We start from the raw sequence: 15614 nt of genomic DNA, 5'->3' as shown, positions 1-15614 counted from the left end.
AACCAGAAATAGTTGGTACCCATGATTAGCACACTGCTTACCAAGATTATCGGCAGCCGGAACGACAGAACGCTCAAGGCTTTGCGCAAAATTGTAAAACAGATCAATGCCATGGAGCCGCAGTTCGAGGCTCTCTCCGATGCCGAGTTGCAGGCCAAAACGGCTGAATATCGTCAGCGTATCGAGCAGGGTGAGACCCTGGAGCAGTTGCTGCCGGAAGCGTTCGCGACCGTGCGTGAAGCCTCCAAGCGGGTGTTTGGCATGCGCCACTTCGACGTGCAGCTGATCGGCGGCATGGTGCTGAACTCCAACCGCATCGCGGAAATGAAAACCGGTGAAGGTAAGACTCTTACTGCGACTTTGCCAGCTTACCTGAACGCCCTGAGTGGCCGTGGTGTGCACGTGGTGACGGTGAACGACTACCTGGCCAAGCGTGATGCGGAAGCGAACCGTCCGCTGTTTGCCTTCCTCGGCATGACCGTTGATTGCAACGTGCCCGGTATGGATGCGTCCCAGAAGCGTGACGCCTACGCCGCCGACATCACCTACGGTACCAACAATGAATTCGGTTTCGACTACCTGCGCGACAACATGGCGTTCTCGCCGGAGCAGCGCGTGCAGCGTCCGCTCAACTACGCGCTGGTGGATGAGGTGGACTCGGTGCTTATCGATGAAGCCCGTACTCCGCTCATCATCTCCGGCCCGGCCGAAGATAGCTCCGAGCTCTATATCCGCGTCAACAAACTGATCCCGCTGCTGGTCAAGCAGGACAAGGAAGACACCGAAGAGTACACCGGCGACGGTCACTACACAGTAGACGAGAAGAACCGTCAGGCCCTGCTGACCGAAAACGGTCAGATCTTCGTGGAAGAGCTGCTCAAGAAAGAGGGGCTGCTGGACGAGAACGACTCCCTGTTCTCCGCCTCCAACATCAGCCTGCTGCACCACGTCAACGCCGGTCTGCGCGCTCACACCCTGTTCGAGCGCAACGTGGACTACATCGTCCAGAAAGACGAGATCGTCATCGTCGACGAGCACACCGGCCGTACCATGCCGGGTCGTCGCTGGTCCGATGGTCTGCATCAGGCCGTTGAAGCGAAGGAAGGGGTGAAGATCCAGAACGAGAACCAGACTCTGGCTTCCATCACCTTCCAGAACTACTTCCGTCTCTACAACAAGCTGGCGGGGATGACAGGTACTGCGGATACCGAAGCCTTTGAATTCCAGCAGATTTATGGTCTGGATACCGTGGTTATCCCGACCAACAAGCCGATGGTGCGCAAAGACATGGGCGATCTGGTCTACCTGACCGCCAATGAGAAGTATGCCGCCATCATCGAAGATATCCGTCAGTGTGTGGCCAAGGGCCAGCCTGTACTGGTCGGTACCGTCTCTATCGAGAACTCCGAGCTGCTCTCCGGCATCCTGACCAAGGAAAAGATCCCGCACAAGGTGCTGAACGCCAAGTTCCACGCCATGGAAGCGGAGATCGTTGCCCAGGCCGGTCAGACTGGTGCGGTCACCATCGCGACCAACATGGCCGGTCGTGGTACCGACATCGTGTTGGGCGGTAACTGGCAGGCAGAGATTGCCAAGCTGGAGAACCCGACCAGCGAGCAGATTGCCGAGCTGAAAGCCGCCTGGCAGGTGCGTCACGATGCGGTGCTGGCCGCCGGTGGTCTGCACATTATCGGTACCGAGCGTCACGAGTCCCGCCGTATCGATAACCAGCTGCGCGGCCGTTCCGGTCGTCAGGGTGACCCGGGCTCCTCCCGTTTCTACCTCTCCATGGAAGATACTCTGATGCGGATCTTCGCCTCCGATCGCGTGACCGGCATGATGAAGAAGCTGGGCATGGAAGAGGGCGAAGCCATCGAGCACCCATGGGTCACCAAGGCGATCGAAAACGCCCAGCGCAAGGTGGAAGGTCGCAACTTCGACATCCGCAAGAGCTTGCTGGAGTTTGATGACGTGGCCAACGACCAGCGCAAGGTGGTCTACGAGCAGCGTAACGAGCTGCTGGATACCAACGACATCTCCGAGACCATCCACGTTATCCGTGACGACGTCTACGGCGCGGTGATCGACGAGTACATCCCGCCCCAGTCTCTGGAAGAGATGTGGGACGTGCCGGGCCTGGAAGCGCGCCTGAAGGCGGACTTCGCGCTGGATCTGCCGCTGCAACAGTGGCTGGCGGAAGATGACAAGCTGTACGAAGAGAAGCTGCGCGAGCGCATTCTGGACGAAGCCACCAAGCTCTATGCCCACAAGGAAGAGCTGGTCGGCAAAGAGGTGCTGCGCAACTTCGAGAAAGCGGTGATGCTACAAACTCTGGATGGTCTGTGGAAAGAGCATCTGGCGGCCATGGATCACCTGCGTCAGGGCATCCATCTGCGCGGTTACGCCCAGAAGAACCCCAAGCAGGAGTACAAGCGCGAATCCTTTGATCTGTTCACCCAGATGCTGGAAACTCTCAAGCGTGACGTGGTCAGCATCCTGAGCCGTGTTCAGGTGCAGGAGCGCGATGTGGAAGCGATGGAAGAGCAGCAACGCCAGCAGGCGGAAGCCGCTCCCCGTACCTATACCCACGCCGCTGCCGAGAGCCAGCTGGCCGATGAACAGGCCGCAGGCGAAGAGGGTCACACCACTTTCGTGCGCGACGAGCAGAAGGTTGGTCGCAACGATCCCTGCCCGTGCGGTTCCGGCAAGAAGTACAAGCACTGCCACGGTCAGTTGACCTGATCGACGCTATGCCATAACAAGGCGGGCCAAGTGCCCGCCTTGTTATTGGTGGCAACAAGCGAACAGAGGTAATTGATGGAACAGAAAAAACGGATCTGGGTGGCGGTTGGTGTCATCGAGAATGAACGGGGCGATATCTTCATCGCCAGACGCTCCTCCGAGCGCCATCAGGGGGATCGCTGGGAGTTTCCCGGTGGCAAGGTAGAGTCGGGCGAGGATCTGCTCACCGCGCTGGATCGGGAGCTGTGGGAAGAGATCGGCATCCGGGTATTGGATTGTGCCCCCTTTATGGAACTGCAGCACGACTACCCCGAGAAGCAGGTGTTGCTGGATATCTGGAAGGTGACCCGTTTCAGCGGCGAGCCGTTCGGCAAGGAGGGGCAGGAGTGTCTGTGGGTGCCGGTGGCAGAGCTGCATAACTACCACTTCCCCGATGCCAATGGCCCGATTGTAGCGCGGCTTCAAGGCCTGCTGGCGTGAGCCGGTAGTAATCAACAAGCATCAAAAAAGGGCCAATCGGCCCTTTTTTGATTTTGCAGAGGTGAGTGATCTGGGACTTATAGCCACTGATCACCCTCTTCCGGCTCAGGCAGCAGATCCGGGTTGATCTCCCCCGGGATCCGCTTCTCTTCATCGGCCCACTCGCCAAGATCGATCAGCTGGCAGCGCTTGCTGCAGAAGGGGCGGAACGGGCTCTGCGGGCCCCATTCCACTTCGCTCTGACAGGTCGGGCACTTTACCTTGGTGACCATAAGCGCTCCTTAGCAGCAGGCGAGCTGGAACGGCACGTCGCCAATCGGCTGTTCTGCGGTGGGCAGAAAGCGCAGGGCGAAGCGGTTCTTGTGGCCGCTCAGGGTTGGGTAGCAGAACAGATTGCCCGGCAGCTTGATGCGGATCAGCTCGGCGCTCTCGGCGGTGTCCTGGAAGAAACCGTTGCTGGCAACCTGCTCACTGAAGCTGCCTGATTCACGCCACAGGCGCAGCAGGAGCGTGATGGCATTCATCAGCAGGTTAATATCGCTCAGCCAGCCCTGCATCTGCTGGTGACGGGTGATGGCCGGGGTGCCGAGCCAGTGGTGCAGCTGCGGCACATCGAAGGCACACAGACCACCCGGGATGGAGAAGCGCTGGCGGATGGAGCCGAGCAGACGATCCTCTTTCAGGCGGGCACCCGGGCGTGGCGAATTGAGCAGGTTGCGGGAGAGCTGGCTGCTCTCTTGCTGCATCAGTTTGATCTGCTCCAGATCGACATCGGGCAGGCTGGCCCAGTGGCTCAGACGCTGGCCGAGACGCTCCAGATCCTTGATGAGGTCGGCGCGCAGGTCACCACGCTCCAGCAACTCCTGCAGATCGAACAGCCCCTTGAAGAAGGCGATATGTGCCCAGGATTGTTCACTCTCCAGATTGTCGCGGATCTGGGAAAACAGGGACTCCAGACGAAGATAGGTCCGGCTTTTTTCATTGAGGGGGAAATCGTAAATCATGCCTAATCCTGGCCAGCCATAAACCGGCCTAGTGTACTCACACTTGGCGGCCTTGTTGAGAGGCAATTGCCAGATATGTCTCGTGCAGCGCCAAAATCCGCGTTTTAATCGCCATTTCGCTGCCATTGTAGTTTTCGATGACATCATCCGCCGCCGCGAGGCGCTCCGACCGACTCGCTTGGGCGGCGATGATGGCCTTGGCTTGCTCGGCCGATACCCCATCACGGCGACAGGTGCGCTCAATCTGGGTGGCTTCATCCACATCGATCACCAGCACCCGGTTGGCGAGGCCAGTGAGTTTGTTCTCCACCAGCAGCGGCACCACCAGCAGGCAGTAAGGAGAACTGGCTGCGGCACACTGGCGCAGCATTTCGCTGCGAATGAGCGGATGGAGCAGGGCATTGAGCCACCCCTTGGCCTGCGGGTCGCTGAAGACCCGCTCGCGCAGGGCACGACGGTCGAGTTGACCGCTAGGTTCAATCACATCAGGGCCAAAATGGTCGGCGATGGCGGCAAGGGCCGGGGTGCCCGGCTCGACCACTTCGCGGGCGATCACATCGGCATCCACCACCTCGATACCCAGCGCGGCAAACTGATTGGCGATAGTGGTCTTGCCGCTGCCGATACCACCTGTGATAGCAACTACATACATGGGGGCCTCTTGCTCAAAGCAGGGTAGAGAGATACCAGCGGGTGATGGTATCGCCCCACAACAGCGCAATCCAGCCCGCGATGGCGAGGTAGGGGCCGAAGGGGATGGGCTTGCCCTGATGGTGTTTGTGCAAGGCGATCAGGCTGATGCCGATCACGGCGCCTACCAGGGATGAGAGCAGCAAAATAATGGGCAGTGCCTGCCAGCCGAGCCAGGCGCCCAGCGCCGCCAGCAGCTTGAAGTCGCCATAGCCCATCCCCTCCTTACCGGTTAGCAGCTTGAAGGCCCAGTAGAGGCTCCAGAGCACCAGATAGCCCGCCATGGCGCCGATCACCGCATCCGCCAGCGGCACGAAGCCACCTGCCAGATTGAACAGCAGCCCGCCCCACAGCAGGGGCAGGGTGAGCTGGTCGGGCAGCAACATCTTGTCGAGATCGATGAAGGTGAGGGAGACCAGCACCCAGGTCAGCAGCAGGGCAGCCAGTGTGCCCCAGCCCGGGGTTATGACCATGGCTACGGCCACCGAGAGCAGGGCGGTCAGCAGCTCTACCAGCGGATAGCGGGCCGAGATGGGCGCCTGACAGTCGCGGCAACGCCCTTTGAGCCAGAGCCAGCTCAGCAGCGGGATGTTCTCCAGCGCAGTGATGGCGTGGCCACAGTGAGGGCATGCGGAGCGGGGGACCATCAGGTTGTAGCGCTCTGGCGCAGTAGCCTCCTCATCGGGGGCGAAGTAGCTGCGATATTCGGCCTGCCATTCCCGTTCCAGCATGATGGGCAAGCGGTGGATCACTACGTTAAGGAAGCTGCCGATCATCAGGGAGAAGAGAAAAACCAGCGAGAAGTAGAGCCAGGGCAAGCCGTGAGCCAGCTCGAGAAGAAGTGTCATAACCAACCGTCAGTTATTGGATGAGGGGGAGGGCATGGCGGTGGTGCCATGCCCTGATAAATCAGCCTACCACGTCGCCAAGCTTGAAGATGGGCAGGTACATGGCGATAACCATGCCGCCGACCAGCACCCCGAGCACCACCATGATAAGGGGTTCCAGCAGGCTGGTGAGGCCATCGACCAGATCATCCACCTCCTGTTCGAAGATGGTGGCGACCTTGGAGAGCATATCATCGATGGCGCCGGACTCCTCACCGATCATCACCATCTGGATCACCATGTCGGGGAAGAGATCGACGGTGCGCATTGCCACGTTGATCTGCATACCGGCCACCACCTCGTTGCGGATCGCCATGACCGCGGTGCGATAGACATAGTTACCCGAGGCCCCAGCCGCCGAAATCAGCGCATCCACCAGCGGAATACCGGCGGAGAAGGTGGTCGACAGGGTGCGAGCAAAGCGAGCCATCGCCGCCTTGTGCAGGATCATCCCGACCACCGGAATGGTGAGGACGAACTTGTCGGTATTGTCTTTCACCTTCTGGGAGGCCCGCCAGGCCCGCACATAGAGGAAGATGCCAAGGGCCGTGCCACCAAAGAAGACATACCACCAGTTCTGCATAAAGCGGGAGATGCCGATAACAAACTGGGTGAACACCGGCAGCTCGGCACCGAAGCTCTTGAAGATATCCTCGAACTGCGGAATGACGAACAGCAGCAGGATGGAGGTAACCACGATGGCGACCAGAATGACCATGGTGGGGTAGAACATCGCCTTCTTGATCTTCGACTTGAGCGCTTCCGACTTTTCCCGATAGGTGGCGATACGGTCGTAGATGGTCTCCAGCGCACCGGATTGCTCACCGGCTTCCACCAGATCGCAGTAGAGATCATCGAAATAGAGAGGATGGCGACGCAGCGCCTCCGACATGGGGGTACCGGTCTCCACATCGGCGGCAATCTGCCCCATCAGCTCGCGCATCGAGGCTTTCTCGTGACTGCGGGCGATGATCTGCAGGCTCTGCACCAGTGGTACGCCGGCGGAGAGCATGGTGGTGATCTGGCGTGAGACGATGGCGATATCCATCGGCTTGATCTTGGCGCCGCCCTTGGAGAAGAGCCCCTGGGATTTCTTGGCTACCTTGGTGACGTTGACCCCCTGCTTGCGCAGTTCTGTCTTGACGGTGTTGATGCTGTCGGCCTGCAGCTCGCCGGAGACCTTCTGCCCCTTGCGGTTTACCCCGTGCCAGCGGAAGGCGAAGACTTTCTTGGGGGCATTGTTCTTTTTCGTTAGGGTTGCCATCTTTGCATCCTGCAATGGGGTTGGTTGTCAGAGTCGGGCTCTGCACGTCACCAACCTGGTCAAGGTGCCCGACTGGCTTGATGCCTGCGGGGTACTGATAGGGTGGGTGGTGCCTTCTTGGCGCCAACCCGGTCACTTGAATATCTGATTACTCTGTTGGCCTGACAATCATCCTTTCCGTGTTCGTGAACGACGAATTCGCTCTGCCAGCCAAATCGGCGGGTCGTTCCGCACACGGATCAGTTGGTGGTGACCCTGTTGACCTCGGCCAGACTGGTGACCCCGAGCCGGGCCTTCTCCAGCCCCGAGGTGCGCAGAGTGCGCATCCCCTCCTTCTGCGCGATAGCGGCGATTTGCAGGGAGTTTGCGCCCTGCATGATCAATTTGGCGATGTTCTCCGACATCAGCATGATTTCGTATATGCCGACCCGCCCCTTGTAGCCGCCGGAACACTCCTTGCAGCCGACCGGTTTGAACAGTCGCAGTCCGGCTGCCAGCTGCTGTGGCGTAAAGCCCAGCTCCAGCAGTTCGGTTTCCGGCACCACCTCCGGTGCCTTGCAGTGATCGCACAGCTTACGGGCCAACCGCTGGGCCATGATCAGGGTTACCGAGGAGGCGATGTTGAAGGCCGGAACCCCCATGTTCATCATTCGGGTCAGGGTCTCGGCGGCGGAGTTGGTATGCAGGGTGGAGAGCACCAGGTGGCCGGTCTGGGCTGCCTTGATGGCGATTTCGGCGGTTTCGAGATCGCGGATCTCCCCCACCATCACCACATCCGGGTCTTGCCGCAAGAAGGAGCGCAGGGCGCTGGCAAAGGTGAGCCCCGCCTTGGGGTTGACCTGCACCTGGTTGACGCCGGGCAGGTTGATCTCCACCGGATCTTCGGCGGTGGAGATATTCACCTCGGTGGTGTTGAGAATATTGAGGCCGGTATAGAGCGAGACTGTTTTGCCCGAGCCGGTGGGGCCGGTCACCAGGATCATCCCCTGTGGCTTGGAGAGGGCGCGCAGGTACTGCGCTTTCTGCCGGTCATCAAAGCCGAGTTGCTCGATATTGAGGCGTGCCGCCGAAGAGTCGAGCAGACGGATAACGATCTTCTCCCCCCACATGGTGGGCAGGGTGTTGACCCGCATATCCATCGACTTGTTGCGCGACAGCTTCAGCTTGATACGGCCATCCTGTGGCAGCCGCCGCTCGGCGATATCGAGCCGCGCCATCACCTTGAGGCGAGCGGAGAAGCGGTTGGATAGATTGACCGGCGGTGTGGCGATCTCATGCAGAATGCCATCGATGCGAAAGCGGACCCGATACTTGAACTCATAGGGCTCGAAGTGCAGGTCGGAGGCACCGCGCTTGATGGCGTCCATCAGGATCTTGTTGATGTACTTGACGATGGGAGCATCGTCATCGGCGGTATTGACGCTTTCGTCCAGCCGACTGTTCTCGTCGGAGACTTCGAGATCCGAAATCTCGGCCTCGTCGATATCCTCCATGCCGAGGGCGTCGTTTTCGCTCTCCAGCAGCTTGCCTATGGCGGCGGTGAGCTTGTTCTCCTCCACCAGCAGCGCCTCGGTATGGAGCCCGAAGCTGAAGCCAAAGTCCTCCAACGCCGAGACATTGGTCGGATCCGACATGGCGATATAGAGGGTGTGGCCCTGAGTGTAGATGGGCAGGACGTGGTGCTTCTCAATCAGCTTCTGATTGAGGTACTTCTGCGGGATCTCGGCCAAATCGAAGGCGGCAAGATCCAGCAGAGGTACCCCATACTCCAGCTCGCAAAAATCGGCGAGCGCCTTGCTGTCGAGGATGTCGTTCTCAATCAGAAATGTCACAAAGGGCTTGCGCTGGGCCTTGGCCTGGCTCAGATAGCGCTGGGAGTCCTCTTCACTGATCAGTGAAGAGGCGGCCAGGCTTAACGCCAGGCCGCTATTAGGGCTAGAGGTCATTTGTTATCAGCAAATGCCGGCTGCAACACAACTACCAACTGCACCACTTGGGTTTGCCTCCCATTTGACTCGTCCATTCTCTTCTGTGCCCTTCAAGATATAATCTTCTTTAACAGGGTCTTTACCGATTGCTTTGATCTCATACGTAGCAGAACCTTGGGTCCCGCTATTTGTGATCTCAACCTTATCAACGATAGCGGTACCCACCGTGCCACTTACAGCGGTTTCGGCGGCAGTATCACATACTGAAGGTGTACCACCAGCTTGACTGCAGATTTCTATCGCGGTTTTCGCTGCACCTGTCGCAGTGATAACCTCTGTAAATTTCGCTTTTTTGGTATAAGTCTGATATGCCGGCAGCGCGACTGCCGCCAGAATGGCCACGATTGCGACCACGATCATCAGTTCAATAAGGGTAAAACCCGATTGTTTCTTCATTTGAAATATCCTTTTATCCTTGGTTCCTGGGAAGTGTCGGTAGAAAATCGTCCGAACGTCAGTATCTTATCCGAGCTGTCAGGGGTGGCAACAGAGATTGCTGCCTTTGTTAACCACTTTCATGTCATTTACCAAAAACTTGATGCGAGTCATAAAATAAGTGGCTTCTTATGACTCTTTGTTACGGGTGAAAGCGGGTCCGTCATTACACTCCTTTGCTGAGGGATCCTGCATAAAGAAAAGGCGCCCATGGCGCCTTTTGCAAGTTGTTTATCCGGTTAGCTCGAGTATTTGCTCAGGCCTGCGGGGTGAATCTCACTGCTGGATAAAGCGCATGGAGAGATCGAGCGCCCGCACATGCTTGGTCAGCGCCCCGACCGAGATAAAATCGACGCCGGTGGCGGCAAACTCGGCCAGAGTATCGAGGGTGACATTGCCCGAGACTTCGAGCTTGGCGCGGCCCTGATTGATGGCGACCGCTTCCCGCATCATGGTCACGTCGAAGTTGTCGAGCATCACGATATCGGCCTTTGCCGCCAGTGCCTGTTCCAGCTCTGCCAGCGATTCGACTTCCACCTCCACCGGTTTGCCCGGATTGAGATGACGAGCCTCATTGATCGCTTCGGCAATGCCGCCACAGGCGAGGATATGGTTCTCTTTGATGAGGTAGGCGTCGTAGAGACCGATGCGGTGATTCTTGCCGCCGCCACAGGTGACTGCGTACTTCTGGGCGGTGCGCAGCCCGGGGATGGTTTTGCGGGTGTCGAGCAGGCGGCAGTCAGTGCCCTCCAGCTCTGCCACATAGCGAGCGGTGAGGGTGGCGACGCCGGAGAGGGTCTGGACAAAGTTCAGGGCATTGCGCTCGCCGGTCAACAGCAGACGGGCAGGGCCATGGAGGCGGAACAGCTCCTGATTGGGGGAGAGCACTTCCCCATCCTGCACCTTCCACTCCACCTTCACCTCGCCGCCGAGTTGTACGAACACTTCATCCACCCAGGGCTGGCCGCAGAACACACCGGCCTCACGGGTGATGACCCGGGCGCTGGCCATCCGATCCGCCGGGATCAGCTGGGCGGTGATATCGGCGCTGGCGTCCGGTTGGTCCAGCGTGGTGAGGGCATCGCCCAGATCTTCGAGTAGTGCGGCGCGCACGGCGCGGCTGACATCCTGTTGAAACATGCCTTATTCCTGCAAGGGTCTGAGCAGCAGTTGCCGCTCCTTTTGAACCAGCTCCAGCCGACCGAGGGCGTTCATGCCAACCAGCACTTCGTCACCGTCTGCCACCGGATTGATAAAGATGGCCAGATCGTACAAGGTCAATGGCCCCATCGCCAGCGTTTCGATGGTGCCGTTGCCGACCCGGATCTGCCCCGCGGCGGTATTGACCTGGCTGCTGCCGTGAGCGGTCAGGCCGAGCCGCTCGGCAACCTGCTGCGGGATGGTGATACGGGTGGCGCCGGTATCGAGCAGCAGTTGCACCGGCTGGCCGTTGATGGCACCCTCCAGACGATAGTGGCCGCTCTGGTCGGCCCGCAGCAACAGCTCGCCGCTGGCGGTGACGCTTGGTTGGTTGCGGGAGTGAAAATAGAGGGTCAGCAGGCCCATCAAAGAGAGCCAGGCCAGTAACCACATCCAGCGTGCCGTGTGCTGCATACCCCATCCATATCGAGCGGAAGATGACTCAGCCTAACATACCATTTCCCGTTGATTCAGTGAGTTGGTGCCGGGTTGCCTATCGCGTATCTTCGTTTTTTCGCCATTTATCAGCCAACTCGAGTAGCCGATGACTCAACTCGCTTCGCAACCTTGTTTCTCTATCGATGCCGCTGGCTGGTGCCAGCAGGCGCGCCGGGTGCCTTCTCCCCATCACAACGAACGGGCCGCCCCGGACGATATCTCCCTGCTGGTGGTGCATGGCATCAGCCTGCCGCCGGGGGAGTTTGGCGGTCCCTTTATCGACGATCTCTTTATGGGGCGGCTTGACCCCGAGGCTCACCCCTATTTTGCCGGTATCCATCAGCTGCGGGTTTCGGCACACTGCCTGATCCGCCGTGATGGCGAGCTGGTGCAGTATGTACCGTTTGGCGCGCGCGCCTGGCATGCAGGTGTCTCGAGCTGGCAGGGGAGGGAGGCATGTAATGACTTCTCCATTGGCATCGAGCTGGAAGGGACTGACGAAATCCCCTATACCGAGGCTCAATACCGGGCGCTGGCGGGGCTCACCCGAGCCATCTCGGAGCGCTATCCGGCCATCACCCACGAAAAAATTGTCGGCCATTGCGATATCGCACCAGGGCGCAAGACGGATCCCGGAGCCAGTTTCCAGTGGGATTACTACCGGCAATTACTAAACAGCTAAAGTAAATATTCAAATTTAGTTTGGGTTTTAAAATCAATGGCTTGCCTATCTGGCAGGCCATTTTTGCCTCTGGTTGCGCAAATGTTATTTTGAGCGCGGTCAAGAATATTGGTCAGACCATTTTCTATGAGCTAAATCATGTTTCCCCTGCTTTACCTCTTAAGTGGCAGGGCTGATTCTTGACTCAGATCATCTTTTGAGTGGACTTTTCAAAAGGCCTCTGCTAATTTTCGCCCCATCCATAAAATTGGTAATACCAATTTAACAAAGTAGCCTCATGCCCTATCGCAAGATTACGCAACCCAAGTTGGCCGACTCCATTGTCGCTGAGCTGGAACAGATGATTCTGGAAGGCAGCCTGCAGCCGGGGCAGAAATTGCCTCCCGAGCGGGAACTCGCCATCCAGTTTCAGGTATCGCGCCCCTCATTGCGCGAAGCCATCCAGCGACTGGAAGCGCGCGGATTGCTTTATCGCCGTCAGGGCGGCGGCACTTATGTGCAGAATGCCCTGAGCAAGGGGATCGCCGATCCTCTGTTCGAACTGCTCAGTACCCACCCGGAAGCCCAGTATGACCTGCTGGAGTTTCGCCACGCGCTGGAAGGCATCTGTGCCTACTACGCGGCCTTGCGGGGAACCGGGTCTGATTTCGAGCGCATTCGTCAGGTGCAAACCACCATCGAAGAGGCGGGCCAGCTGGGCTCGCTGGTGGCCGAATCGGCAGCCGTGACCCAGTTCTATCTGGCGGTGGCCGAGGCGTCCCACAACGTGGTGCTGCTGCACCTGCTGCGGGCCATGAGCCCGATGCTCGAGCAGAACATTCTGCAGAATAACGAGATTTTGAATCGCCGCCCGGGAGTGGTAGCCAAGATACGTCGCCATCGCGCGAATCTGATCGAGGCTATTCTTTCGGGGGCTCCGGAGCGGGCCAGAACAGCTTGTCATGAGCATCTGGCCTTTATCGAGGACACCTTGTTGGATATGCAGAGGGAAGACAGCCGGATCCAGCGATCCATGCGTCGGATCCGTCAGCAGGAAAACTAATCCCACAAGGCTCTATTGTCGAATGCTTGCGCCCTTCGCCGTGCAATGCCGTGCAATCACAACAACATAGGAACCAGCCATGTCTGATATCCTGAAGAACGATGTGGACCCGATAGAAACGCTGGAGTGGCTTGCCTCTCTGGAATCCCTGCTGCGTGAAGAGGGTCCGCAACGCGCTCAGTTCATCCTTGAACAGTTGGCCGAGAAAGCCCGCGTAAGCGGTGTGGACGTGGCTGCCAAGGCAAATCGCGATTACATCAACACCATCCCGTCCAGCGATGAGCCGGACTACCCGGGTGACCTGGAGATGGAACGCCGCATTCGCGCCATCATCCGCTGGAACGCCATGATGATCGTGCTGCGCGCGTCCAAGAAAGACCTGGACCTGGGTGGTCACATGTCTTCCTTCGCTTCTTCTGCGACCATCTATGATGTCTGCTTCAACCACTTCTTCCGTGCTCGCAACGAGAAGGATGGTGGCGATCTGGTTTACTTCCAGGGTCATATCTCCCCGGGCATCTATGCTCGCGCCTTTGCTGAAGGTCGTCTGACCGAAGAGCAGCTGGACAACTTCCGTCAGGAAGTGGACGGCAAGGGTATCCCTTCCTATCCGCACCCGAAACTGATGCCGGACTTCTGGCAGTTCCCGACCGTCTCCATGGGTCTGGGCCCTATCGCCGCCATCTATCAGGCTCGTTTCCTGAAGTACCTGACCGACCGTGGCATCAAGGATTGCTCCGAGCAGACCGTTTACGCCTTCCTGGGTGACGGCGAGATGGACGAGCCGGAAGCCAAGGGTGCCCTGACCGTTGCCGTGCGTGAAAAGCTCGACAACTTGGTGTTCGTGGTTAACTGCAACCTGCAGCGTCTGGATGGTCCGGTTGTCGGTAACGGCAAGGTCATCAACGAGCTGGAAGGCTTGTTTGCTGGCGCCGGCTGGGACGTGACCAAAGTGATCTGGGGTCGCAAGTGGGATGAGCTGCTGAAGAAAGACACTTCCGGCAAGCTGATCCAGCTGATGAACGAGACCGTGGACGGTGACTACCAGACCATGAAGTCCCGCGACGGTGGCTACATCCGCGAGCACTTCTTCAACCGTTATCCGGAAACTGCCGCGCTGGTCAAAGACATGACCGACGAGGAGATCTTCGCCCTGAACCGCGGTGGTCACGATCCTCGCAAACTGTTCGCCGCATTCAACAAGGCGACCCAGACCAAGGGCAAGCCGACCGTTATTCTGGCCAAGACCATCAAGGGTTACGGCATGGGTGAAGCGGCCGAAGGCAAGAACATCGCTCACCAGGTCAAGAAGATGGAGCTGGACTCCGTGCGTCACCTGCGTGACCGCTTCAACCTGCCGGTGGCCGACGAGCAGTTGGCCGATCTGCCGTACCTGAAGATCGAAGCCGGTTCTGCCGAGCACAAATACCTGCACGACCGTCGCACCGCCCTGAAAGGCTATGTGCCGACCCGTCTGCGCGAAAGCACCACCAAGCTGGAAATCCCGGCACTGGATGCCTTCGGCCCGCTGCTGGGTGAGCAGGCGCGCGAAATCTCCACCACCATGGCGTTCGTGCGTTCCCTGAACGTGATGCTGAAAGACAAGTCCATCGGCAAGCGCATCGTCCCGATCCTCGCTGACGAAGCCCGTACCTTCGGTATGGAAGGTCTATTCCGCCAGATCGGTATCTACAGCCCGCACGGTCAGCAGTACACCCCGCAAGACCGCGACATCGTCTCCTACTACAAGGAAGACAAGCAGGGTCAGGTTCTGCAAGACGGTATCAACGAGCTGGGCGCCATGTCCTCCTGGCTGGCTGCTGCGACCTCTTACAGCACCAACGATTGCCCGATGATCCCGTTCTACATCTACTACTCCATGTTCGGCTTCCAGCGGATCGGCGACATGGCGTGGGCAGCCGGTGACCAGCAAGCCCGTGGCTTCCTGCTGGGTGCGACCTCCGGTCGTACTACCCTGAACGGCGAAGGTCTGCAGCACGAAGATGGTCACAGCCACATCCTGGCGAACACCATCCCGAACTGCATCTCCTACGATCCGTCCTACGCCTATGAAGTGGCGGTGATCGTACAGGACGGCCTGCGCCGCATGTACGGTGAGAACCCGGAGAACGTGTTCTACTACATCACCACCCTGAACGAGAACTACGCCATGCCGGCCATGCCGGAAGGCGCCGAGGAAGGCATCCGCAAGGGTATCTACAAGCTGGAATCCGTCGCCGGTGCCAAGGCGAAAGTTCAGCTGCTGGGTTGTGGTTCCATCCTGGGTCACGTGCGCAAGGCTGCCCAGATCCTGGCCAGCGAGTACGGCATCGGTTCCGATGTGTTCAGCGTCACCTCCTTCAACGAGCTGGCTCGTGACGGTCAGGACGCGGATCGCTGGAACATGCTGCACCCGACCTCTGAGGCGCGTGTTCCCTACATCGCTCAGGTACTGGGTTCCGAAGCCACCATCGCTGCGACCGACTACATGAAGTCCTTCGCCGATCAGGTTCGCGCCTTCGTTCCGACCGAGAACTACCGCGTGCTGGGTACCGACGGTTACGGCCGTTCCGACAGCCGTGCCAACCTGCGTCGTCACTTCGAAGTGAACGAGTTCTACGTGGTGGTTGCTGCTCTGACCGAACTGGCCAAGCGCGGCGAGGTAGACAAGCAGGTTGTGGCCGACGCCATCGCCAAGTACGGCATCGATGCCGACAAGGTCAACCCGCTGTACGCGTAAGTGGATCAAGGGTCGCGCCGTC

Annotated in this window: 14 protein-coding genes; 5 read left to right on the top strand and 9 right to left on the bottom strand. The window is 58.8% G+C overall.

The window, feature by feature from the left end; genetic code table 11:
- Positions 1-21: 21 nt before the first annotated feature.
- Entirely contained in the window at positions 22-2742 is a 2721-nt protein-coding gene (secA, locus tag AB5Z02_RS11065; protein WP_005336144.1) for a preprotein translocase subunit SecA, read from the top strand.
- Positions 2743-2817: 75 nt separating this feature from the next.
- The gene (gene mutT, locus AB5Z02_RS11060) at positions 2818-3222 is read left to right on the top strand and encodes an 8-oxo-dGTP diphosphatase MutT (protein WP_042079685.1); all 405 of its coding nucleotides are present in this window, start codon (positions 2818-2820) and stop codon (positions 3220-3222) included.
- Between the two features lie 77 nt (positions 3223-3299).
- On the opposite strand, the gene yacG is transcribed toward mutT, so the two are convergent.
- The 9 genes from yacG to AB5Z02_RS11015 form a co-directional block, all read right to left on the bottom strand.
- Positions 3300-3494 (bottom strand): DNA gyrase inhibitor YacG, encoded by a 195-nt coding sequence (gene yacG, locus AB5Z02_RS11055; protein ID WP_005336142.1) that lies wholly within the window; start codon positions 3492-3494, stop codon positions 3300-3302.
- 9 nt (positions 3495-3503) lie between these two features.
- On the bottom strand, positions 3504-4226 hold the full coding sequence (gene zapD, locus AB5Z02_RS11050; protein WP_005336141.1) for a cell division protein ZapD: 723 nt from the start codon (positions 4224-4226) through the stop codon (positions 3504-3506).
- Between the two features lie 37 nt (positions 4227-4263).
- Complete coding sequence (gene coaE / locus AB5Z02_RS11045; RefSeq protein WP_201952893.1) at positions 4264-4878, bottom strand: dephospho-CoA kinase; 615 nt, start codon at positions 4876-4878, stop codon at positions 4264-4266.
- A 13-nt stretch (positions 4879-4891) separates the two neighbouring features.
- Complete coding sequence (locus tag AB5Z02_RS11040; RefSeq protein ID WP_236317102.1) at positions 4892-5764, bottom strand: A24 family peptidase; 873 nt, start codon at positions 5762-5764, stop codon at positions 4892-4894.
- Between the two features lie 61 nt (positions 5765-5825).
- Positions 5826-7067, bottom strand: a complete 1242-nt coding sequence (locus tag AB5Z02_RS11035; protein WP_005336136.1) for a type II secretion system F family protein — start codon at positions 7065-7067, stop codon at positions 5826-5828.
- Positions 7068-7306: 239 nt separating this feature from the next.
- The gene (gene tapB / locus AB5Z02_RS11030) at positions 7307-9013 is read right to left on the bottom strand and encodes a PilB family type IVa pilus assembly ATPase TapB (RefSeq protein ID WP_368216003.1); all 1707 of its coding nucleotides are present in this window, start codon (positions 9011-9013) and stop codon (positions 7307-7309) included.
- 6 nt (positions 9014-9019) lie between these two features.
- Positions 9020-9451, bottom strand: coding sequence for a prepilin-type N-terminal cleavage/methylation domain-containing protein (locus tag AB5Z02_RS11025; protein ID WP_368216002.1), 432 nt, complete (start codon positions 9449-9451; stop codon positions 9020-9022).
- Positions 9452-9766: 315 nt separating this feature from the next.
- The gene (gene nadC, locus AB5Z02_RS11020) at positions 9767-10630 is read right to left on the bottom strand and encodes a carboxylating nicotinate-nucleotide diphosphorylase (protein WP_202004376.1); all 864 of its coding nucleotides are present in this window, start codon (positions 10628-10630) and stop codon (positions 9767-9769) included.
- Between the two features lie 3 nt (positions 10631-10633).
- Positions 10634-11104, bottom strand: coding sequence for a TIGR02281 family clan AA aspartic protease (locus AB5Z02_RS11015; protein ID WP_158113353.1), 471 nt, complete (start codon positions 11102-11104; stop codon positions 10634-10636).
- Positions 11105-11234: 130 nt separating this feature from the next.
- On the opposite strand from AB5Z02_RS11015, the gene ampD reads away from it, so the two are divergent.
- The 3 genes from ampD to aceE all read left to right on the top strand — a co-directional run bounded on the left by ampD (position 11235) and on the right by aceE (position 15592).
- Positions 11235-11810 carry a 1,6-anhydro-N-acetylmuramyl-L-alanine amidase AmpD gene (ampD, locus tag AB5Z02_RS11010; RefSeq protein WP_069554218.1) on the top strand — a complete coding sequence of 192 codons (576 nt, stop codon included), beginning with the start codon at positions 11235-11237 and terminating at the stop codon, positions 11808-11810.
- Between the two features lie 277 nt (positions 11811-12087).
- On the top strand, positions 12088-12852 hold the full coding sequence (gene pdhR, locus AB5Z02_RS11005) for a pyruvate dehydrogenase complex transcriptional repressor PdhR (RefSeq protein WP_005336127.1): 765 nt from the start codon (positions 12088-12090) through the stop codon (positions 12850-12852).
- A gap of 79 nt (positions 12853-12931) precedes the next feature.
- Positions 12932-15592 (top strand): pyruvate dehydrogenase (acetyl-transferring), homodimeric type, encoded by a 2661-nt coding sequence (gene aceE / locus AB5Z02_RS11000; protein WP_040068936.1) that lies wholly within the window; start codon positions 12932-12934, stop codon positions 15590-15592.
- The last annotated feature ends 22 nt before the right edge of the window (positions 15593-15614 follow it).

Origin of the sequence: Aeromonas sp. R2-3 (genome assembly GCF_040908375.1) — a bacterium.
In the GTDB taxonomy this organism is placed as follows: Bacteria; Pseudomonadota; Gammaproteobacteria; order Enterobacterales; family Aeromonadaceae; genus Aeromonas; species Aeromonas veronii.
This window is presented reverse-complemented; position numbering and strand designations above follow the sequence as displayed.

Coding starts and splice junctions, on each gene's coding strand:
- secA (WP_005336144.1), top strand. CDS start 22: ATGATTAGCACACTGCTTACCAAGATTATCGGCAGCCGGAACGACAGA.
- mutT (WP_042079685.1), top strand. CDS start 2,818: ATGGAACAGAAAAAACGGATCTGGGTGGCGGTTGGTGTCATCGAGAAT.
- yacG (WP_005336142.1), bottom strand. CDS start 3,494: ATGGTCACCAAGGTAAAGTGCCCGACCTGTCAGAGCGAAGTGGAATGG.
- zapD (WP_005336141.1), bottom strand. CDS start 4,226: ATGATTTACGATTTCCCCCTCAATGAAAAAAGCCGGACCTATCTTCGT.
- coaE (WP_201952893.1), bottom strand. CDS start 4,878: ATGTATGTAGTTGCTATCACAGGTGGTATCGGCAGCGGCAAGACCACT.
- AB5Z02_RS11040 (WP_236317102.1), bottom strand. CDS start 5,764: ATGACACTTCTTCTCGAGCTGGCTCACGGCTTGCCCTGGCTCTACTTC.
- AB5Z02_RS11035 (WP_005336136.1), bottom strand. CDS start 7,067: ATGGCAACCCTAACGAAAAAGAACAATGCCCCCAAGAAAGTCTTCGCC.
- tapB (WP_368216003.1), bottom strand. CDS start 9,013: ATGACCTCTAGCCCTAATAGCGGCCTGGCGTTAAGCCTGGCCGCCTCT.
- AB5Z02_RS11025 (WP_368216002.1), bottom strand. CDS start 9,451: ATGAAGAAACAATCGGGTTTTACCCTTATTGAACTGATGATCGTGGTC.
- nadC (WP_202004376.1), bottom strand. CDS start 10,630: ATGTTTCAACAGGATGTCAGCCGCGCCGTGCGCGCCGCACTACTCGAA.
- AB5Z02_RS11015 (WP_158113353.1), bottom strand. CDS start 11,104: ATGCAGCACACGGCACGCTGGATGTGGTTACTGGCCTGGCTCTCTTTG.
- ampD (WP_069554218.1), top strand. CDS start 11,235: ATGACTCAACTCGCTTCGCAACCTTGTTTCTCTATCGATGCCGCTGGC.
- pdhR (WP_005336127.1), top strand. CDS start 12,088: ATGCCCTATCGCAAGATTACGCAACCCAAGTTGGCCGACTCCATTGTC.
- aceE (WP_040068936.1), top strand. CDS start 12,932: ATGTCTGATATCCTGAAGAACGATGTGGACCCGATAGAAACGCTGGAG.